The following is a 23,034-nucleotide window of genomic DNA, read 5'->3' on the forward strand; positions in this document are numbered from 1 at the left end:
AATATGTGTTATAATATACAACTGACCTAAAAAACGGTATTGCGGAACATTTGTTCCTGCAGTAAATTCAGAGAAAGTTTCTGCTCATAGAGGAGTAAAATAATAGAGGTGTGTTATGGAACAGTATGTGATTAAAGGCGGCAATCCTCTGGTTGGAGAAGTGGATATTGCGGGTGCGAAGAATGCGGCGCTTGCGATATTGTCAGCAGCCATTATGACTGATGAAACTATATTGATCGAGAATCTGCCAGATGTTAGGGACATCAATGTTCTGCTTGAGGCGATCTCCGAGATCGGGGCTCAGGTTGAGCGTATTGATAAGTCTACTGTAAAGATCAACGGTTCTACTATCGGCAATCTCAGCGTGGATTATGAGTTTATCAAGAAGATCCGTGCTTCTTATTATCTTCTGGGTGCTTTGCTTGGTAAGTATAAGCATGCGGAGGTTCCGCTTCCGGGTGGATGTAATATCGGCAGCAGGCCGATCGACCAGCATTTGAAGGGTTTCCGTGCTCTTGGTGCGGATGTTGATATCTGTCATGGTGCTATTGTTGCCAAGGCGGAGAATCTGCATGGCAGCCATATTTTCCTAGATGTGGTTTCTGTTGGTGCTACTATTAATATTATGATGGCTGCTTCTATGGCGACTGGCCGTACGATCATTGAGAATGCTGCGAGGGAGCCGCATGTTGTTGATGTGGCGAATTTCCTGAACAGTATGGGGGCGAATATCAAGGGTGCCGGTACGGATGTGATCCGTATCCGTGGTGTTGAGACGCTTCATCGTACGGAGTATTCGATTATTCCGGACCAGATCGAGGCTGGTACGTTTATGTTTGCTGCTGCGGCTACTCGTGGTGATGTTACTGTTCGTAATGTTATTCCTAAGCATCTTGAGGCTACTACTGCTAAGCTTGAGGAGATCGGGTGTGAGGTTGAGGAGTTTGATGATGCGGTTCGTGTCCGTGCGCCGCATGTGCTTCATCGTACGCATGTGAAGACGTTGCCTTATCCTGGTTATCCTACGGATATGCAGCCGCAGATCGCGGTTACTTTGGCTTTGGCTGAGGGTACGAGTATTGTTACTGAGAGTATTTTTGAGAACCGGTTTAAGTATGCGGATGAGCTTTCCCGGATGGGTGCCAATATTAAGGTGGAGGGGAACTCTGCTATTATTGATGGTGTGAGGAAGCTTACGGGGGCGCGTGTGAGTGCGCCGGATCTTCGTGCGGGGGCTGCGCTTGTTATTGCGGGGCTGGCTGCTGAGGGTGTTACGGTTGTTGATGATATTGTTTATATCCAGCGTGGGTATGAGAATTTTGAGGAGAAGCTCAGGAGTCTTGGGGCTGAGATTGAGAGGGTTTCCAGTGAGAAGGAGATTCAGAAGTTTCGGCTGCGTGTTGGGTGATGGTTGGTGACAACTGGTAACGATTGATGATAATTGGATATTTGAGTTTTGCGTTTTGGGGAGAGTTCCCGGGTGTTTTGGCCTGGGGGCTCTTTTTTTGTGTGGGTGGGAGGGATGAATGGAGGGAGGGACGAACGGACAGACTGCCAGCGGGACGGCTGCATGGTCGTGCCTGGTGCGGTCGTTTCGCCGGGTCATACTAGGCGTCTGAGGCGCCTGTCGTGCAGGGCACCCCATAACTCGCCATGTACGCTGATGCGTACCTGGCTCAGACAGATGGGGCTTACTCTGCGGCTTGTGGCCGCAGAGTACCTTCCCGCCAGGTGCCTCAGGCGCCAAGTATGACCAGCGGCTTACTCCGACGCACCGGGTCCCGACCATGCAGCCGTCCCGCTGGCAGTCTGTCCGTTCTGGTTTTTGGGGGTGTGAGGTGTGGTGGTTTGCCGGGAGGTGGTGGGCCATCAGCGCTGCGCTGGATGGCTGCAGGGGCTGAGTTTCCTTGTGGTGTGCTGGGAGGGTGTGGGCTATCAGCGCTGCGTTGGATGGTTGCAGGGGCTGAGTTTCCTTGTGGTGTGCCGGGAGGGGATGGGCATCGGCGCTGTGGTGGATGCGTTGTGGGGGGAGTGTGGCATCGGCGCTGTGGTGGATGCAGTGGAATGAGGTTTTGGCGGTTTTTGTCGAAGGGTTTTTGTTGACTTTTGCTGGTGGGGTGGTTATACTGAAGATACATATCTGGGAACATTCTGGGCCGTTCGGCTATCTGATCCCCATATGGTTGGTTGTATAAATATGGCGGGGAGGAGCCGGTTGGTTGTGTGAGGTTTTTTCTTTTGCCATCATAGTGAAAGGAGGAAGCTTATGCAGAGGAAGCGGCTTGAGGATATGAATCTTCTGGATGATTTTTTGTTTAACGCGGTGATGACGTTTCCTGGTATTGGTGAGAGGTTTTGCAGGTTGCTGTTGCAGGTGGTGCTGGGGCGTGAGATCGGGAGGCTGCGGGTTGTTGCGCAGAGGGCTTTTGGTGGCCGAGATGAGGGTTTTCGCGGGGCGCGGCTTGATGTTCTGGCTGAGGAGGAGCTGATGGATGTTTTGGCGGATCCTTCTGTTTTTGATATTGAGCCGGATAATAATGGTGATGTTGTGAGTCTGAAGGATCTGCCGAAGCGGGTGAGGTTTTACCATGCGATCATTGACAGCCGGTGTTTGAAGAAGGGTGAGGGTTTCGGGAAGCTTAAGAGGGTTTTTGTGATCTTTGTCTGTTCGTATGATCCGTTTGATCGGGGTAGGATGGTGTATACGATCCGGAATATGTGTGAGGAGATTCCGGAGATGGAGTATGATGATGGGATGAGGACGGTTTTTCTGAATACGAAGGGGGATGGTGCGGGTGTGCCGGAGGAGCTGGTGGCGCTGCTTCGGTTTATGGAAGATACCAGGGAGGTGAATGCGGTAAATGATGTTTTGAGGGAGTTGCTGGAGATGGTCAGGGTTGTTAAAGATGATGGAAAGGTTACGGTGGCATATATGAAGAGTTTTGAAATTGAGCAGATGTGGATTAATAAGGGGATTGAACAGGGGATCAGTCAAGGAATCGCCCAAGGGATTGAACAGGGAATTAGCCAAGGAATCAGCCAGGGAATTAGCCAGGGAATCGCTCAAGGGATTGAACAGGGGCGGAGTGAAGAGAGGGTGAATACGTTGAGGGAGAAGGCGCGTGCGGATCGGTTGGAGAGGGAGCTGAGGAAGTTGCGGAGTGGGAGATGATGTTGTTTGGTTTTGGGAGAGTTCCCGGGTGTTTGGGCCTGGGGGCTCTTTTTTTGTGGGATGAATGGAGGGAGGGACGAACGGACAGTCTGCCAGCGGGGCGGCTGCAGGGGCGTGCCTGGTGCGGTCGTTTCGCCGGGTCATTCTAGGCGTCTGAGGCGCCTGTCGTGCAGGGCGCCCCATAACTCGCCATGTACGCTGATGCGTACCTGGCTCAGACAGATGGGGCTTACTCTGCGGCTTGTGGCCGCAGAGTACCTTCCCGCCAGGTGCCTCAGGCGCCAAGTATGACCAGCGGCTTACTCCGACGCACCGGGTCCCGACCATGCAGCCGTCCCGCTGGCAGTCTGTCCGTTCTGGTTTTTGGGGGTGTGAGGTGTGGTGGTTTGCCGGGAGGTGGTGGGCCATCAGCGCTGCGCTGGATGGCTGCAGGGGCTGAGTTTCCTTGTGATGTGCCGGGAGGTGGTAGGGCATCGGCGCTGCGTTGGATGTGGGTGGGGTGAGTTTTTGGCGATTTGTCGTGAGGGGATTGGGGGATAGAGGCTGTTTTGGATAGGGTGTGGTGTTTTTGTGTAATATTTAAATTTATTTTTGGAGTATTTTGGATTATAATTATGGAAAAATATGGTTGGCCTGATTGGTTGACTGATTGACTGGTTGATTGATATCCGGAGTTTTGGTGACTGTTTTGTGGGACTTGAGAGAAGAGCTTCGGATGTGTGATGATGAGGGTTGTGTGATGAGCTTCGGATGTATGCTGATGTGGCTTGAGAGAAGAGCTTCGGATGTGTGCTGATGAGGGTTGAGAGATGAGCTTCGGATGTGTGCTGATGTGGCTTGAGAGATGGGCTTCGGATGTGTGTTGATGTGGCTTGTGTGAGGGCTTCGGAGGTTTGTTGGTTTGGTTTTGAGGGTGGTCTTTTGGGGGCTGCCTGGATTTTGGAGGAGAGTGGGTTGTATGTGTGATTATGTGGTTTTGCCGCTTTTGAATTCGTCTTTTGAGCCTGGGAGGGCTCGGGAGGTTGTTGAGGGGTTTGTGGATGTGGATTTGAGGAATATTGCGCGGGCTGAGCTTTTTTATTTTACGGGGCAGGCGGAGGAGTGTTGTGAGATCACGAGGGGGTATCTGTCCAGCAGGGTTATTGAGCTGAAGCTTTCGGCGTGTATTTTGTATGGGTATTCTAATCTGACGCTGGGGAATGTGGCGGCGGCTAAGCGGGGGATGGAGGGGATCCAGTCCTGTGTGAAGATTGCTATGAAGAAGAAGGTTCCTAAGGATGTTTATGCGTCCTGTCTTCTGGCGGGGTATGTGGGGGCGGTTTTGCTTCATCTGCCTACGGATGGGATGCCTGCTTTTGGGGAGTACAGCAGGATGCTTCCTGAGGGGCTGAGGCTTTTTGCCACGTATGTGATGGCTCACCATACTTATCTTAACGGGGAGATATGGAGTGCTTATGGGATGGGTAAGGCTGCTTTGTTTATGGCGGAGAGGCCGTATCCGATCAGTATGACGTATATCCATTGTATGATGGCGGTGTGTGCGATCAACCGAAAGCATAAGCAGGAGGCGCAGGAGGAGATGCTCCGGAGCTGGGAGCTGGCGAAGATGGATGGGTTTCTGGAGCCTTTTATTGAGCATCATGGGCTTTTGCGGGGGCTGATCGAGGCTTGTATCCGGAACCGGGATCCGGAGGCGTATCAGCGGATCACGGAGGGTGTGATTTCTTTCAGCAGGGGCTGGATGGCGCTTCATAATCCGGAAAACCGGAGAAAGGTTACGGGGGAGCTGTCGACGATGGAGTTTTCTATTGCCATGCTGGCAAGTGGGGGATGGACCAATAAGGAGATCGGAGAGCATCTGGGGATTTCCATTAATACTGTCAAGCATTACCTTACGGATATCTTTTGCAAGCTGAATGTCAAGAAGCGGGATGAGCTGAAAAAATTCATGTTAAAATAGTGACAGAGGCACTTTTTTTTGAAAAAACGGGCCTTACAAAACAACTGGTAGTGTTGTATAATAAATATCACGAATAGTCAGATTTTATCGGAGAAATCAGGCGAAAAGAACCAGTAAACGAGTAAGTTAAGAAGGAGGAGTTGAAGACTGATTTTCGATAGCATCTGATAATGTCAATATCCTTACCAAAAATGCCTGGTATATTGATATTACAATCACATAAGGGTAAAATATTGAAAAGGTGTAACCTGTTTACTCACCGGCTAAAAACATGAAGCTTTTTTAAGAGAAAGGAATATAAACAGAAGTAAAGTAATAAGAAATACAGTACACGTTAATGCACACATAGGAAAGCGGGAAAGGTATGAAAAAATTAAGGAATAATAAGATCAGAAAACTCCTGGCATTTATGGTGGCTTTGGCGTTGATGGTATCCTGTATGCCAAGTGCATATACAATCTCCGCGAGTGAGGCGTTCGGAGATGGAACGGAGGATATATTTACAGATGGCGAAATTACATCTGAACCAGCGGCCGAAGAATCGACACCGGATGTAAGCAGCGCTGACCAGGAGGAAACGGAACAGGCGCAGCAATCGACGCTTACATATGAAAATGATTCTGTTAAAGTAACAGCAGAGGCACTGGAGGACGGAGCTCTTCCGCAGAATACAGCATTGAAGGCTGACGGCGTAAACGAGAATTCATCCGTATCTTATGATACAGTTTCTCAGAAGCTTTCAGCAGCAGCTACAGACAAGGGCAGCAGCCTGAGAGGTTTTTTTGCGTATGATGTGTATTTTGCTGATGGCGACGGAAACAGAGTCGAGCCGAACGGCAGAGTCAGAGTAACTTTTGAGTACAAGACACCGGCAGCACCGGAGCTTACCGATGCAGCCAGCACGAGTGTAACCGTTGAGAAGCTTCATTATAACAGCAGTACCGGTGATACTGATGTTAACACCTTACAGGCCAACGAGGATCTGAAGGTTCTGAATGTCAACGAGGGCAAACAGATCCAGACACTTCAGGTTGAGACTGGCAACGCAGCTGTTTTTGCCGTTATGTGGGATTCTCCTGAGACAGCAGATGTCGAGGCGGAAGCTGTTTCCGGTAATGAGGACGAGGCGTCTATCGCATCAGAGGAGCTTACGGACGGAATGGATATTTCGGACGAGCCTGAGCAGGATGCAGCTGAGACACCGGCAGCAGAGAATCCGGATGCTGAACCTACCGAAGCGCCGGCAGAGGATCCGGATGTGGTGGAAGAACCGGCAGAGGATATTGCGAGCCCGGAGGAGGTTCCGGCAGCAGATGAGAATGGTGAGACAAGCCTGATCGAGGTTCTGGGAGACGATACGAATCTTCGCGTCAGCCCATCTATCGAGGCAGAGGTTCTGGCAACTGTAAACGCAGGAACACAGTTCACACTTCTGGATACCGTAACAGCAGAGGACGGAGCAACCTGGTACAAGGTTTCCTGGGAAGGAACCGAGGCTTACATAAGAAGTGATATGGCACAGGTTGTTGACAGCAGTGATGAGGCAGAAGAGCCTGAGGATGTTCTGGAAAGCGAAGAAGTTTCTTATTCCCAGGAAGTTGGTAATGTAGTTGTAACTGCAACAGCAGCGAAGGGCGTTATTCCGGAAGGTGCACAGTTTGTTGTGACTCCGATCGAGAAAGGTTCTGACCAGTATGCAGATATCGAGAAACAGCTTCACGAGGGTGCAGAAAATGAGAGTTATACAGTAGCAGGTTTTCTTGCATACGATATTAGTTTTCTGAATGACGATGGAACTAAGATCGAAGCGCAGAACGGAAGTGTCAGGGTATCTATAGCCTACAAAGAAGCAGAAATCCCAGAAGATGTAGCTGAAACAGATACAGCACAGGAAAACATGAATGTATCTCTGGTACATTTTGTGGAGGATGCAAATGGTAATGTCACAGAAGTTGTTAATATGAGCAACGATGGACAGGCTGAAGTAAGTACAACCGACAATGGAGAGATTGAAAGTGCAAACTTTGAAACAGAGAGTTTTTCTACTTTCTCAGTTGTATGGTTGGCAGATGATTTCACTTCTGTACAGACAACTAGTAGTTATGGTGTGGAGGAAACTGTTGATAGTGCTAAAAGAGGTATTACTATCAATATGTTTAATTACGATACTGCTGGAATAAATGAAGGTCATTCTTTGAAGTTTAGTAATGGAAGTGATGGAGGAAACGAGGATTATAATAAGTATAGAGGGCCATCTGATCTCTCTCTTGGCATTATGCAAAAGAGATTGGGAGAAGATTCATATCCGATAGTAGATAAGGGTAAAAAAGAGAGTAGTTCGTATTTATTCTCAACGAAGGAAGGTACGGGCAAGGAGTTTTATTCTGATGCAAATTACTTATTTAAACAAGATGCAGATGGTTACTATGAATATGATAGTACTAAAAATTTTGCACAGTTTAATAAAAATACAAAAGAGTTTACTGTATATAAGGTACCAGGAAGTAGTAAAGATCCAATAGACCTACAACAAGGTTCGAAACATGGAAGTTTCTTTCCATTCAATACATTAGGTGATCATAAATACTGGGGTATTCCTCAAATTTCAGAAAAATCTCCAGATTTCCATTTTGGTATGACAATGTCAGCTAAATTCATTCAGCCAAAAGACGGAAAAATTAATGGTAATAATATGGTATTTGAGTTTTCTGGAGATGATGATGTATGGGTTTACATCGATGGCGTTTTGGTGTTGGATATTGGTGGTATTCATAATTCAGTGTCTGGTTCTATTGATTTTGCTGAGGGTACAGTTAAAGTTGGTAGTAACAATTATACTTTAAAAAATTTATTTAAAGAGGCAGGAGCAGAAAAAGAAGGAGATTTTGTTAGCAGAAAGGATATTTTCAAAGATTACACAGTGCATACAATTAATTTCTATTATCTCGAAAGAGGTAAGGGTGATTCCAACTGTAAGCTTAAGTTCAATCTTCCAACAGTTCCGGATGGGTCTGTTAAGGTTCAGAAACAGTTGAGTAATACAGATAAAGAGAAGTATGCAGATGTAAAGTTTAAATTTCAGTTACTTGTTAAGGATGAAAAAGAAAATTATGTTCCATCAACTCCTAATGGTATTTTAGACGATGGTAGAAAAGTTGAATTCAGTGAGGATAAGGTATTTACATTGAAACCTGGTCAGTACGCAACTTTTTCTGGACTTAAGGCAAATACGAAATATAGGATTAAAGAACTTGGTGTATCAAAGAACGAATATGATAAGGTTTTCATCAATGATGAAGTGACAACAAGTCAGGATGGAAATGTTATTTCTAACGAAGCTACAGTTGGCAGTAGACCATGGGTAATTTTTACTAACAAGTGTAGTGAGAAAAATAGTCGTAAGCTGTGTATTACCAAAAAGATTAAAGGGGATATTCCTGTAAATGATAAATTTGATTTTGAGATAAAGTTGAATGGTCAGAAGTATACAGGAAATTATTATCTGCAAGATTCTGAAGGAAATTATTATACAAGTGAAAATGGACCATTAAAGAAGGCAAAAAATAAGACTGTGTGTGGAAGTGCAGTTAATGGTGTTGTTTCTTCAGTTCCTGCAGGATACACAGTAGTTCTTGAACAAATTTTAGCTGGAACAAGCTTTGAGGTTAACGAGATCAATCTTAATCCAACGGATTATGGAAATCCTGAGTACAGTATTGAGGCGGCAGAGGATGTTAATACAACTGATAAAGCATCAGGAAAAATTGAGTTAGGTAGTGATGCGAAGGTAACGGTTACTAATACACGCAACAATGTAGCCAGTCTCGAAATTACAAAGGTAAATACAAGCAATCAGTCATTACCTGGAGCAAAATTTACTCTTACATTGGATGGTGATTCAGCGAAAACGTATAATGTAACATCTGATGAAAATGGTCTTTTGAAGTTTGAAAATCTTTCAGTCGGAACTTATACATTGACAGAAACAGAGGCACCGTCTGGCTATGTTAAATCTACAGAGAGTTATAAAGTAAAAGTATCAGTTGAAAATAATAAGGCAACTGCTAAGCTTTATAAAGCAGATGGTACGAATGAAATTGAGAACAAACAGATCATTAACTACACTGAGAAGGAAGAAGCCGAAAATAATCTTACCAGTAGCAAAACAGCCAAAGTTGTTGATTATGAGAATAGAATTTATAAGATTAATCTGAATGCAGAAACAACTGGACGCGAAGGAGATGTGGAGGCACAAGGTGCGAGTGTAGTAATGGTATTGGATGCTAGTGATTCTATGAATGATAGCATAGCTAATACTAATACTAGCAAGCTTGTAGCATTACAAAATGCAGCGAACACTTTTATAGATACCTTAAAGTCTAAATCACCGGAGAGTGAAATAGCAATAATCTGGTATAGTGGAAGTGAGGGAGGTAATACTTCAATAACGAATTCGAAATTTAAGCAATTAAACAACAATGAAGATGTGTCAAGTTTAAAGCGTACAATTGATAACAAGGATGCTTCCGGTGGAACACCAATGGGAGTTGCATTGGCGACTGCTAGAAATCAGTTATCAAGTGCAAAGCACGAAAAAAATAAGTATGTAGTGTTTATGACAGATGGTTTGCCAGGACATAATAATAATGATAACTGGAATTGTATGGTTGCCAATAATGCAGTTAATAATGCGAATTCTATAAAAGAACAGGCAACTTTGTATACGGTTGGTGTTGGGCTTAATGATGCGGGTAGTTTTAACTGGAAATTAGGACATTCTTCTACATCAAGTAACAGCGGACACGGATACAAATACGAATACTACCGTCATAAATCAATAACCGGAAGCGAATTTCTGAGCCAATATATAGCAACTAAATCTAGCGATGGTACTAAGAAGTATGCGTATGATACTAGTGGTCTAAACGACTTAGTAAACACATTTAATGTTATTGCTGGTAGTATTGGTGATTTGTTTACAGTGCAGCCTAAAGAAATCGTAGATGTGATTGATGCAAGATTTAAGCTTACGGATGATGGGTTAAATGATTTGGCAACTAACAGTAGGCTGGGAACAGGAAAAATTAAAACCAATAACGACGGATCGAAGGAAATTATCTGGACAGATAGTACTACAGGTTCGGTAGTGGGAAAAGTTACGATTGTTGAACGGGGTGACGGTACAACTAAAATTACCTGGAAAGAACAGGCGGCCAGAATTGGAAATGCAGCCACAGAGAACGAGAATGACAAAGGTTGGAATGCAAGTTTCCGGATTCAGGCGAAAGACGACTTCATTGGTGGAAACATGATTCCTACTAATGGTGCAGATTCAGGTATTTATCTGAATGGCGGTGGTATTAAAGAGTTTGAGCAACCATCTGTTAATGTTAAGCTTCTTAATTTAAATATCGGCAGTAAAAAAATAACAGTATTCAAAGGTGATCCAATAACGGCAAAGAATTTTGGAAATGAACTTGCTGAAACGATAAAAGTTGTACAGCTCAATAAAAAGGAAACTTTAACGGCTGTGGAGCCTATGGATGCTGGTAAGAATAGTGTTAAATTACCTGATTTGGAAGATGCTGATATTAAGAAATTAAATACGGATAAAGAGTTAACCATTGGCAGTGAAGGACGATATCAGTATATATATCCTGGTTCTAAGGATGCAGTAGGATATTTCACTTATACTTATAAAATAGTTAGGGGAAATGCTGATGAGCACCTTGCTAATTCAGTTGGAGAAAAGGTGGAGGAGTATCAGTTAACGGTTACTTATCATCCATATTCAAAAGAAGTAAGAAAACAAAAACTAGCTAAGATTAAGGAGCCGGATGAAGAAGTATATACAGCTGAAAATGCTCCAAAACCTGATTTAGTTGAACAACCAAAGGGTGGAATTAGTGTTGATTCAAGTGTAGCATCAACAGGCACTTATACTGTGAAGGTGATTGCTGGTGAATTGCAGATCGTTAAAAAACTGGATGCACAAGCTGAGAAGGAAGAAACATTTAGATTCACAATTACAGACAAAAATGGAGATGTTGCAACTGCAACTGCAAAGATTGCAAAAGGCGGAAAAGAAGCAACTGCAGTATTTGAGCTTGTAGGTGAAGCCAACGCAAAACTTGAACTTGATAATAAGAAATTAAGTGAACTGTCCCGAGGTGATTATGTAGTTAAAGAGTCTTCAGACAACACTAGTTATGAATTACAGAGTATTGTAACAGGTGAAGGAACCAATTGTGACAGTGCAATTGCTGAAGATTTGTCAAATGGTATTACATTCACTATGGGAACAGACAAAAAGCAAAATAAGGTTCCACAGAATGGAAATACAACAGACGGACGAGTTGGAATTGCCGAATTCACTAATAAAAAAACAGTTGTGAATATTGATTTTGAGAAAGTTGATGCTGAGACCAATACAAAGAAGTTGTCAGGTGCTGAATTTGATTTATATAAAGCTAATACGGATGGAGAACAAACAGGTGATCCGATTAAGCAGTATGAATCTGGCAGAAATGGAAAGGTTTCTATAGAGAACCTTCCAATTGGAAATTATGTATTGGTTGAAAGAAAAGCACCAGCTGGATATCAGTTATCTGCAAAACCATGGAAAATCATAGTAGGAAGCGACAGAAATATAACGGTAACACATGGTGAGGATACTGTTAGTCCAAATGGTAATGAAAAGATTTACCAGCTTACCAATGCTAAACTTTATTCCTTACCAGAATCCGGTGGTCCGGGAACCTATGGATTTACAATCAGTGGTGTAGCGATTCTTGCAACTGCACTCCTGTTGTTTATAAATAATAAACGAAGGGAGGAAGAAGCAAAGAGATCGTAACACATTAATTGTAAATGGCCGATGAAGGGCGAAAAAGAAAAATGCAGAGAAAGAAAGGAGCAAACCTTATGAAAAATTTATTTAAAAAGATTGGTGCATTATTAGTGGCAGCGGTTATGGTACTGTCTATGTGCACAGCGGTATTTGCAGCCAAGGTAGAAAATGAATACACAAATGCTATTACCGTTAAAAATTTAGCAGCTGATGTAGATACTACATTGAAAGTGTATAATATTATTTATCTTGATGTGACGGGTGGAAATCAGACATGGAAGGTCGTTGATTGGGCTGATCCTTATGTCTCAGAAGATGCTGCCACCGGTGCATTCCAGATTACTGATTCTGATGGATTAAGAAATGCAGCAGATGCACAGCAAATTGTAGATTTTACAGTAACAGAACATGGAACAAGTCATGTATTTTCTGGACTTCCAATCGGTGCATATGTTATTCGTGCATTTGATACCAAAGGTACTTATAGTCTTATGGTAGCAAATACTTACAAAGATAATGATACTTATATGGCTAGTGAATCAGCTGATGTAGTTGCTAAAATGTCAGAATATAAGGTTACAAAAGAGACAGGGGATAAGTTTGTTCACAGAGGACAGCGTGTAAACTTTACAGTAACTACACAGATGGCACCAAAAACAAATGCTGCTAATGAGAATTTAACAACTTTCAAAGTAATAGATACTTCAACAGGTCTGAAGGCAGACACCTTTGTTCTTGATAGTGTTAAAATTGCTGGAAACCCTGTAACTGTAGATAAATCAAAAGCAACTGCTGTTTCTAATGAAGATGGAACTGTAACATATACTGTAGATTTAAGTGATTTTATTTCAACTACAGAAGCTGGTGCAACAATTGAAGTAAAATATAGTGCTATAGTAGAAAATGATCACACATATAACAACCGTGCTACAGCAAGTGCAGAGACTGTTGAGTATACTCCGAGTAGAGTAAATGGTTTTATGGGAAATGTTACTTTAAAGAAAGTTGATACAAAAGGAACTACACTGAATGGCGCAGAGTTCCAGTTATTAAAGGTAACTCCTGCTGAAAAAGAAGGTGCTGAGGCAACAAAAACACCAATTAGTGTTGTGAAAGTAACAAATGGTGAGTACAAGGTTGCTCTGGATGAAGAACAGAATGCTACAACTACATTAGTAGCAACAAACGGTACATTAAAAGTTACAGGTCTTGATGAAGGCAGCTATGAATTCAAAGAGACAAAAGCACCGACAGGTTATAAAGTAAATTCTGAGAATAAAGCATTTACAATTACAGCAGATGAGACGGATGAAGTAACTGTTGATGCAGGTAACTTTGTCAATACCAAACTTTCCTCCCTTCCATCCACAGGTGGCATGGGAACATACCTCTTCACTATCATCGGTGTTGTAGTTATGGCTGGCGCTGCTGGTGCTTTCTTCATCAGCCGCAGAAAAGGATCTGAGGAGTAATCGTTTGATTGCCGGATCGATTCAATTCAAAAATTATTTATAAGCAACGACAAAGCAAGTATTAAAATAAAGTAGTAAATCTTTTACCGCCCGGCCCTTTCGGGGGCCGGGAGTGGTAAATACAACAGTATGGAGAAACCTATGAGAAAGAATAAGAAGAAAAATTATATTGGACTTGGTTTGCTGTTTCTGATAGGGTTGTCCATACTGCTGTATCCAATGGTCAGTGATGCCTGGAACCGGTACAGGGACAGCCTGCTGATCAGTAATTATAGCAGCAGTGTTTCTTCGGATGATAATTCGGAGAAGATTGACAGTATGTGGAAGGCAGCTCAGGAGTATAACGAACAGATCAAGCAGGAAAGTGTGCCGGATGCTTTTTCCGTGAGGGATGGCCAGACGGACAGTACATATGAGTCTCTTCTGAACCTGAATGGTGATGGAATGATGGGGTATGTGGAGATTCCTGTGATCGATGTGAGCATTCCAATCTATCATTACACGACAGATGAGTCTCTGGAGAAGGGCGCCGGTCATTTGTTCGGCAGCAGTCTTCCGGTTGGCGGCAAGAGTACCCATTGTATTTTGTCGGCACACAGAGGACTTCCAAGTGCGAAACTTTTTACAGATCTGAATCTTGTGGAAGAGGGAGATGTTTTTTACCTGCATGTGCTGGGTAAGACTCTTGCCTACGAGGTGGATCAGATTCTTACCGTTCTTCCAGAGCAGACAGAGTCTCTGGGTATCACGGATGGGGATGATTATGTAACGCTGGTTACTTGTACGCCTTATGCGGTGAATACGCACAGACTTCTGGTGAGGGGACACAGAGTTCCGATGAAGGCTGCGAAGGCGGTTCAGAAAACAGAGAAGAAGGTTACCGGAATCACCAATCCGACGCTTCCGATGCTTGCTCTCTGTGTTGTGATCGGAATTGTGATCGCGGTGATCCTGGTTGCCGGTATCAATTCTGTTCAGAACAAAAAACGACGCAGGAAATAGTTTATGGCTAAAAAGAAAAAAAAGAAAAAGAGTAATGTTGTCCTAAACATCATTATTGCCCTAGTGTTTCTGGCGGGGGCGGGTGTGTTCCTTTATCCCACGATCAGTGATATGTGGAACCAGTATCGAAATGCCCAGCTGGTCAGTAAGTACGAGGAAGCGGTAACGGAGCTTTCGGACAACGACTATGACAGGCTGTGGAAAGAGGCGAAGGAGTATAATGCCGAGCATCCGGTGAATGCCATTGTAGATGCTTTTGAGGAAGAGGATACTTATGAGCTGAGTCATCCTTATGACAGGGTTCTGGATCCGAACGGTGATGGTCTGATGGGGAGTATCGAGATCCCGAAGATCAAAGCCAGACTGGCGATCTATCATGGACTGAGCAAAACGGTCCTGGAAAAGGGTGTCGGTCATGTGGAGGGTACCAGCCTTCCGATCGGAGGCAAGAGCACCCATGCGGTTCTGGCGGCGCATCGAGGTCTTCCTAACGCAAAGCTTTTTACAGATCTGGATCAGATGGAAAAGGGAGATATTTTTATCCTGCACATTCTTGGCAAGCATCTGGCCTACAAGGTGGATCAGATCAAGACAGTGCTTCCGGATGAGACCAGTGACCTGGATATTATCGAGGGTGAAGATCATGTGACTCTGATCACGTGTACCCCTTATGGAGTTAACACCCACAGGCTTCTTGTCCGGGGAGTGCGGACGAAATATGTGGTGGAAGATACAAAGAATGACGAAACGATACCGCAGAAGCTTGCTGTTGTGGATCCGAAGAGGGTTCTGGCCGGCGGCGCTGCAGTGCTTGTTGTTCTGATCCTGCTGATTTATCTGATCGTCCGTCATAGGGACAAAAAACGGAAAAAGAAGCAGCTTTCAGAAAGGAAAGAGGAGGCAGAGAGCGATGAAAAATAGAAGAAAGCAAGGGAAAATATTCCGGAGCCTTCTGGCTGTTCTGATGCTGACGGCTATGCTGGTCACGAGTGTTTTGCAGCCGGTTTTCGCCGGGGATTATGTAGCTGGAACAAAGGGTAATCTGACGTTGACGGTTCAGCAGGCGGATGAGGAGGGAACCCAGACTCCGCTGAAGGATGTAGGGCTGACGATCTACAAAGTTGGCAGTGTGAATTTTGATGGCAATGTGCATTTCGTGTTGGATGCGGCACTGGCTGCCGCAGCAATCGATTTTGATTCCATCACGACGGCTGATGGCTGGTATGAAGCGGCAGAGAAGCTGGCGGCTATGATCGTCAGCGGAAGCGTGGATGTGTGGGGTATGTCCAAGTCCTCTGATGCAGAGGGAAATATGACTTTCGCTGATTTGGCTGAGGGTATGTACCTGGTGGTGCAGACAGATGGAAATAGCAGTGTTATGGTTTCACCGATGCTGATCTCCGTTCCTTTTGCAGATCAGGAGCAGGGCTGGATGTACGATGTACAGGCTTATCCGAAGTCTGTAAGTAATCCGCAGAAGCATACACAGATCCAGGTTACGAAGAGGATCTATAATGTTGATGAGAACGACAATGTGATTCCTCTGGAAACGAAAGAGGATGTAACTTATAAGGTTGGCGTTTTTTCGGATCCGGAAGGTACGATCCCGTTCCGTGATGATTATTTACAGGATATCCATATCCAGAATGCTTCCAGTGGTACAGCTACATGGACGGATGTTCCGGATGGCACCTATTATGTATTTGAGCTGGATGAGGATGGAAATCTTCTTCAGCAGAATACGAAGATCGAGGTGGATGAGGAGAATCTTTACTACTACAATGTAACGAAGCCGAATGGTGAGAGTGAAGAGAAGTCCAATCAGGTTGTGATCGGTGGAGATAGTGGTGCTACTGAGGCAGCGGCTTATGTAAATAACTATTATACAAAGATTTCCGATATATTCAGCCGTAACGGATTTATCAACATTAAGAAGAATGTGATGATCGATGGTGTTGCTTCTACTGTGGATGATACGTTCTATGCAGGTGTGTTCTCCACTGAGAGTAACGGTGAGCTGACGCTTGAGAAGGTAGTGACTCTGAAACAGAATGATAGTGTTCAGGTAATGTTGGATCTTCCAAAGGATCAGGAGATCAACAGTGTTACGTATACTGTTCTGGAGACGGATAAGGATGGAAATCCGGTTGATGATGATACCTTTAAGTATACAGTTACCGGTCAGGGTGAGGTTACACTGAATAATGATAACCGATATACTGTAACAAAAGAGATCACCAACAGTCTTTCTTCCGAGCCGACACCGATTCCGACTGTTACACCTGGAACAAATCATGGTGGAAATGATCGGATCACTCCGATCCCGAATAATGGTACAGCGGGCGGAACTGCTCCGAACGATACCAGTGGTACAGCAAGACGTTCTGTAAAGACCGGCGATGATACACCGATCGGCGTATGGGTTGGAATCCTTGCAGCAGCGATCATTGTTGGCGGTGGTGCAGCTTATGGAGTTAAGAGAAAGAAGAAAAAATAAATAACGGATCATTCTGAAGGATGATCGATGGAAGAACCGGGCGATGTGGACGCCCGGTTCTTTTTTGAAATATTTACGTATTGGGGATGAAAAAGCAGCGGGTGATATTTTTTCTCGAAAATTGCTCTTGACATTTTGGTATGATAAGTATATTGTATGTGTTGCAGCAAATTTCATAAAAGATAGCCTTTTATTCAGAGTGGTGGAGATACAAAGGATCTATGAAGCCACGGCAACCCCGGATAACCCAGGAAGGTGCCAACCTGAGCGAGCAATCGAACAATAAGAGGATTGTTTACAGAATTTAAACAGTCCGGATTGTACGGGCTGTTTTTTATGTATATAACCATTGTTTTATTACAAAAGGAGAAGATCATGGAGAAAATTTTATTTACATCTGAATCTGTAACTGAGGGTCATCCTGACAAGGTCTGCGACTCTATTTCCGATGCGATCCTTGATGCTATGATGGCACAGGATCCGATGAGCCGTGTTGCCTGCGAGACTGCTACTACAACAGGTCTTGTACTTGTTATGGGCGAGATCACAACCAAGGCTAATGTTGATATCCAGAAGATCGTTCGCGATACTATCCGTGAGATCGGATATGACAATGCGGATTATGGCTTTGATGCAGATACCTGTGCGGTTATCACATCACTTGACAAGCAGTCCACAGATATCGCTATGGGTGTTGACAAGGCTCTTGAGCAGAAAGAGGACGATATGAATGAGGACGAGCTGGATTCCATCGGTGCCGGTGACCAGGGTCTTCAGTTTGGTTATGCTTCCAATGAGACTGAGGAGTATATGCCATATGCCATCAACATGGCTCACAAGCTTGCTCAGCAGCTGACAAAGGTTCGTAAGGACGGCACTCTGAAATATTTAAGACCAGATGGAAAGACTCAGGTTACTGTTGAGTATGATGAGGCCGGCAAGCCGAAGAGAATCGATGCTGTTGTATGCTCTACACAGCATGATCCGGATGTTACTCAGGAGCAGATCCATGAGGATATTAAGAAGTATGTTTTTGATGCGATCATTCCGGCTGATATGGTTGATGCGGATACGAAGTATTTCATCAATCCGACAGGTCGTTTTGTTATCGGCGGACCTCACGGTGACAGTGGTCTGACAGGTCGTAAGATCATCGTTGATACCTACGGCGGAACAGGACGTCACGGCGGCGGTGCTTTCTCCGGTAAGGACTGCACAAAGGTTGACCGTTCTGCTGCTTATGCTGCACGTTATGTTGCAAAGAACATTGTTGCAGCCGGTCTTGCTGACAAGTGTGAGATCCAGCTTTCCTATGCAATCGGTGTTGCGCATCCGACTTCTGTCAGTGTGAATACCTTCGGAACAGGTAAGCTTTCTGAGACTAAGCTTGTTGAGATCGTTCGTGAGAATTTTGATCTTCGTCCGGCTGGTATCATCAAGATGCTTGACCTTCGCCGTCCGATCTACAAGCAGACTGCTGCTTATGGTCATTTCGGCCGTACAGATGTTGATCTTCCATGGGAGCATCTGGACAAGGTTGAGACTCTGAAGAAGTATCTGTAAGAGAGTCAAAAAAAATATTTATATATCCTTTTGGCAGGAATATTGATTTTAAGAAATGCATATGATATAATGCCATTAGGCAAAAGAGATAGTAATAGTTCCAAAAGAACAAAGAGTGAAGCCCCCGGTAGTGCCAATACCGGGGGCTTCTTCTAATTTTTTATAGTGGACAAGAAACCACTAGGTTAGCGTTGTCCTACTTGTTGCCGTCTAGCCATTTGCAAACGTAATAGGCAGTTATGTTTGCCATGCAGGAAACAAGAAAAGAGATAATAATTTCCAAAAGAACTCACCTCCTCCCGTTGCCGGGTATCGGGTGGACAACAAAAATATGATAGCATAGTTTAGAACAAAATGGAATAATACTGATGCTGGAAGATGGGGTTTTTTATAGAAAATTTAGAGATAGGGAATATAGTTTATGTTATAATACGTGTATGTGAATGTGTGAATTTATAAAGGACGGAGATACAGATGAAGTTAAAAACACGTATTATTGTGGGCTTCGTTGCGATCATCCTGCTGCCGCTGCTTCTTTTTTCCGCAAGTCTGTACGGGTTCAGCCAGACGCAGGCGAAGCATGTGCAGGAGAGCAGCAGCCAGGCTTCGGATTCCAGCCAGATGGTCTATGATATTTCGCTGCCGCAGTCTTCCAGCAGCCAGGTGAAGCTGATGGCCAAGGATATGATCCTGACCGCAACGATCATCCTTGTTTTTACCGCATTGTCCGTGGGGCTGTGGATCTACAGGAGTATTGCGGTTCCGCTGGTGAAGCTTAAGAAGGCTACCAAGAACATCAAGGAGGGGAATCTGGATTTTGTGCTGGAGGTTGAGGGGAATGATGAATTTTCCCAGCTTTGCCAGGATTTTGAGGAGATGCGTAAGCGTCTGAAGGAGTCCACGGAAGAGAAGATCCTGATGGATAAGGAGAATAAGGAGCTGATCAGCAATATTTCCCATGATCTGAAGACGCCGATCACTGCGGTGAAGGGTTATGTGGAGGGGATCATGGATGGTGTGGCGGATACGCCGGAGAAGATGGACCGGTATGTGCGTACCATTTATAATAAGACCAATGAGATGGATCATCTGATCAATGAGCTGACCTTTTATTCCAAGATCGATACCAACCGTATTCCGTATACGTTCAGCAAGCTGAATGTGGAGGATTATTTTTCGGATTGTGCGGAGGAGCTTGGGCTTGAGATGGAGACCAGGGGGATCGAGCTTGTGTATGCCAATTATGTGGAGAAGGGTGTGCAGGTTATTGCGGATGGTGAGCAGATCCGCCGTGTGATCCATAATATCGTGAGTAATGCCATTAAGTATATGGAGAAGCCAAGGGGGATTATCCAGCTTCGTGTGAAGGATGTGGGTGATTTTATCCAGGTGGAGATCGAGGATAACGGCAAGGGTATTGCCGCCAAGGATCTGCCGTATATTTTTGACCGTTTTTACCGTACCGATGTTTCCAGAAATTCTTCCAAGGGAGGAAGCGGTATCGGACTTTCCATCGTAAAGAAGATCATGGAGGATCATGGTGGAAAGGTCTGGGCCACAAGCCGGCTGGGAATCGGAACGATCATGTATTTTGTTCTCAGAAAATATCAGGAGGTACCGATGAATGAGTAGGATTTTGATCATAGAGGATGAGGAAGCGATCGCGGATCTGGAGAAGGATTATCTGGAGCTTTCGGGTTTTGAAGTGGAGATCGAGAACCGTGGTGATACGGGGCTTGTACGTGCTATGAAGGAGGAGTTTGATCTGATCATCCTGGATCTGATGCTTCCGGAGGTGGATGGCTTTGATATCTGCCGGCAGGTCCGTGAGGAGAAGAATACGCCGATCATTATGGTTTCTGCCAAGAAGGATGATATCGATAAGATCCGCGGACTGGGTCTTGGTGCGGATGATTATATGACCAAGCCGTTCAGCCCAAGTGAGCTGGTTGCACGTGTGAAGGCGCATATGGAGCGTTATAACCGGCTGGTTGGTTCCAATGTGCATAAGAATGATGTGATCGAGATCCGTGGTATTAAGATTGATAAGACGGCCAGGCGTGTGTGGGTCAATGGTGAGGAGACGACGTTTACTACCAAGGAGTTTGATCTTCTGACTTTTCTGGCTGAGAATCCGAACAGGGTTTTTACAAAGGAGGAGCTTTTCCGGGAGATCTGGGATATGGAGTCTGTGGGTGATATCGCTACGGTTACGGTGCATATCAAGAAGATCCGTGAAAAGATCGAGTTTAATACGGCCAAGCCTCAGTATATTGAGACGATCTGGGGTGTGGGGTATCGGTTTAAGGTGTGAGCCTGTGGGGAAGGCTTCGGATGGAGCTACTGCAGGTGTATGAGTGCAGATCGGAATGATGGTGTATGATCTGTCGGGTGCTTTTGAGAGGAGTGGAGATATGCCGCTGTTGAGGGAAAGAATTTATACGATAGAGGATATTTATGCTTTGCCGGAGGGTGAAAGAGCGGAACTGATCGATGGACATATTTATTATATGGCGCCGCCGAATACGATGCATCAGAGGATCTCAAGTATCTTGTCCAGAAAGATAGGTAACTATATAGATTCTAACAAGGGGAAATGTGAGGTGTTTGCCGCACCGTTTGCGGTGTATCTGGATGAGAAGACGAATACTTATGTGGAACCGGATGTTTCTGTTATCTGTGATCCGGATAAGCTGGATGACAGGGGATGTAAGGGGGCTCCGGACTGGATCATCGAGATCGTTTCTCCGGCGAGCAGGCGTATGGATTATTATACCAAGCTGTTTAAATACAGGACTGCCGGTGTGAGAGAGTACTGGATCGTGGATCCTGTGAAGAAGCTGGTAATGGTGTATGATTTTGAAAATGAGGATACGGAGCAGTATACATTTCAGGATTCGATCAAGGTGGGGATCTATGAGGAGCTGAGGATCGATTTTGCTGAGATGTGATAAAAATGGAGGGGAATATCGTCTGGTGATAGCCCCTCCTTGTTTTTAGGATGAAAAGGACGAATTATGGAAGACAGATTATACAAGAAACTGGAAGCGTACGGTAAGAGTGATTTTTATCCGTTTCATATGCCGGGGCATAAGAGGAATCCGCTGGCTGTGGAGGGGGATTTTCCGGTGGAGAGGGATATTACGGAGATTGACGGGTTTGATAACCTGCATCATGCTGAGGATATTTTGAAAAGGGCCCAGGAGGATGTCGCACGGCTTTATGGTGTGCCGGAGAGTTTTTACAGTATTAATGGAAGCTCCGGGGCGATCCTGGCGGCGGTGTCTGCGGCTGTGGATAAGGGGGGACAGATCCTGGTGGCAAGGAACTGCCATAAGGCGGTTTACCATGCGATTTATCTGCGGGAGCTGAGTGCCACGTATATTTATCCACATGAAGATCCGAAATTGGGGATAAACGGAGGGATTTCACCCGGCCGTGTGGAAATGTATCTGGCGGAAAATCCGGAGATCCAGGCGGTGCTGATCACTTCACCGACTTATGACGGCATCGTGTCGGATGTGGCGAGGATCGCGGAGATCGCGCATCGCTATGGTGTGCCGCTGATCGTGGATGAGGCTCACGGGGCGCATTTTCGGTTTTCGGATTATTTTCCGGTGTCTGCGGCGCAGCTTGGTGCGGATGTGGTGATCAACAGTGTGCATAAGACGCTGCCCTGTCTGACCCAGACGGGGGTGATCCACCTGTGCAGTGATCGTGTGAGCCGGGAAAAACTGAAGCGTTTTCTGGGAATCTATCAGAGCAGCAGTCCTTCTTATATTCTTATGAGCAGCATTGATGCGTGCATGGATAAGCTGGAGCGTGAGGGGGATGAGATGTTCCGTGTGTTTACGGAGAATCTGGAAAAAGCACGCAGGCGTCTTTCTGAGTGTAAGTATATCCGGCTGGTGACGCCGCAGGCCTGTGAGTGCCAGAGAGTTTTTGATTTTGACAGATCCAAGATATTGCTTTCTACTGTGAACAGTTCGCTGAACGGCCGGGAGCTGCATCAGATTCTCCGGAGGGAGTTTCATCTGGAAATGGAGATGGAGGCGGAGAATTATGTGCTGGCGCTGGCGGCTGTAGGTGATACTGCGGAGGGCTTTGAGCGGCTTTGTGATGCTATTGAAGAGATCGACCGCCGTGAATCGTTAAAATACAGAGAAGCGGCTGTGGAGAAGGAGCCTTTGAAAAACGGAAAAATGAAGCAGATCATGCGGATCTCTCAGGCTATGGATGCGGAGAGTGAGCGGTGTCCGCTGGATGAGTGTATCGGACGGACGTCCGGGGAGTTTGCGTATCTTTATCCGCCGGGGATCCCGCTGATCGTTCCGGGGGAACAGATTTCTGGACATTTCGTAAAAAATGTGAGAAGATACCTGGAACAGGGCTTTGAGGTCCAGGGCCTGAGTGACCAGACCAGTGAGACGGTGTGTGTTGTGAGAAATGAGATGTGAGGTGCGTGGCAGCAGACGGATCTGTGTATTACGGATCAGAGCGTGTATAGTAACGCATATG

General features: G+C 45.2%; 13 protein-coding genes and 1 riboswitch. All 13 genes read left to right on the forward strand.

The annotated features are described in order from the left end of the window. Nucleotides 1-115: 115 nt before the first annotated feature. Nucleotides 116-1,408, forward strand: a complete 1,293-nt coding sequence (gene murA / locus DWW77_RS12050) for a UDP-N-acetylglucosamine 1-carboxyvinyltransferase (RefSeq protein WP_092073580.1) — start codon at nt 116-118, stop codon at nt 1,406-1,408. Nucleotides 1,409-2,266: 858 nt separating this feature from the next. After that, nucleotides 2,267-3,172, forward strand: a complete 906-nt coding sequence (locus DWW77_RS12060; RefSeq protein WP_118368781.1) for an Rpn family recombination-promoting nuclease/putative transposase — start codon at nt 2,267-2,269, stop codon at nt 3,170-3,172. Between the two features lie 958 nt (nt 3,173-4,130). Continuing rightward, complete coding sequence (locus DWW77_RS12065) at nt 4,131-5,132, forward strand: helix-turn-helix transcriptional regulator (RefSeq protein WP_118608766.1); 1,002 nt, start codon at nt 4,131-4,133, stop codon at nt 5,130-5,132. A 364-nt stretch (nt 5,133-5,496) separates the two neighbouring features. Further along, entirely contained in the window at nt 5,497-11,988 is a 6,492-nt protein-coding gene (locus tag DWW77_RS12070; protein WP_118608767.1) for a SpaA isopeptide-forming pilin-related protein, read from the forward strand. A gap of 68 nt (nt 11,989-12,056) precedes the next feature. Then, nucleotides 12,057-13,454, forward strand: coding sequence for a SpaA isopeptide-forming pilin-related protein (locus DWW77_RS12075; RefSeq protein WP_182431222.1), 1,398 nt, complete (start codon nt 12,057-12,059; stop codon nt 13,452-13,454). A 141-nt stretch (nt 13,455-13,595) separates the two neighbouring features. Further along, nucleotides 13,596-14,456 (forward strand): class C sortase, encoded by an 861-nt coding sequence (locus DWW77_RS12080; protein WP_227752307.1) that lies wholly within the window; start codon nt 13,596-13,598, stop codon nt 14,454-14,456. A gap of 3 nt (nt 14,457-14,459) precedes the next feature. After that, nucleotides 14,460-15,377 (forward strand): class C sortase, encoded by a 918-nt coding sequence (locus DWW77_RS12085; RefSeq protein WP_118608770.1) that lies wholly within the window; start codon nt 14,460-14,462, stop codon nt 15,375-15,377. After that, the gene (locus tag DWW77_RS12090) at nt 15,367-16,953 is read left to right on the forward strand and encodes a pilin N-terminal domain-containing protein (RefSeq protein WP_118608771.1); all 1,587 of its coding nucleotides are present in this window, start codon (nt 15,367-15,369) and stop codon (nt 16,951-16,953) included. The genes DWW77_RS12085 and DWW77_RS12090 overlap by 11 nt, the downstream gene beginning before the upstream one ends. A gap of 187 nt (nt 16,954-17,140) precedes the next feature. Further along, nucleotides 17,141-17,242, forward strand: a riboswitch (SAM riboswitch). Between the two features lie 86 nt (nt 17,243-17,328). Beyond that, nucleotides 17,329-18,516 (forward strand): methionine adenosyltransferase, encoded by a 1,188-nt coding sequence (gene metK, locus DWW77_RS12095; RefSeq protein WP_015526574.1) that lies wholly within the window; start codon nt 17,329-17,331, stop codon nt 18,514-18,516. A 474-nt stretch (nt 18,517-18,990) separates the two neighbouring features. Continuing rightward, nucleotides 18,991-20,148 carry a sensor histidine kinase gene (locus tag DWW77_RS12100; RefSeq protein WP_059086499.1) on the forward strand — a complete coding sequence of 386 codons (1,158 nt, stop codon included), beginning with the start codon at nt 18,991-18,993 and terminating at the stop codon, nt 20,146-20,148. Further along, nucleotides 20,141-20,830 (forward strand): response regulator transcription factor, encoded by a 690-nt coding sequence (locus DWW77_RS12105; RefSeq protein ID WP_015526575.1) that lies wholly within the window; start codon nt 20,141-20,143, stop codon nt 20,828-20,830. Before DWW77_RS12100 ends, DWW77_RS12105 begins: the two co-directional genes overlap by 8 nt. 43 nt (nt 20,831-20,873) lie before the next feature. Then, nucleotides 20,874-21,467, forward strand: coding sequence for a Uma2 family endonuclease (locus DWW77_RS12110; RefSeq protein ID WP_330607447.1), 594 nt, complete (start codon nt 20,874-20,876; stop codon nt 21,465-21,467). A 66-nt stretch (nt 21,468-21,533) separates the two neighbouring features. Further along, nucleotides 21,534-22,973, forward strand: coding sequence for an aminotransferase class I/II-fold pyridoxal phosphate-dependent enzyme (locus DWW77_RS12115; RefSeq protein ID WP_118368786.1), 1,440 nt, complete (start codon nt 21,534-21,536; stop codon nt 22,971-22,973). Nucleotides 22,974-23,034 lie beyond the last annotated feature (61 nt).

The organism is Ruminococcus sp. AF17-12 (assembly GCF_003479245.1).
Taxonomy (GTDB): domain Bacteria; phylum Bacillota; class Clostridia; order Lachnospirales; family Lachnospiraceae; genus Blautia_A; species Blautia_A fusiformis.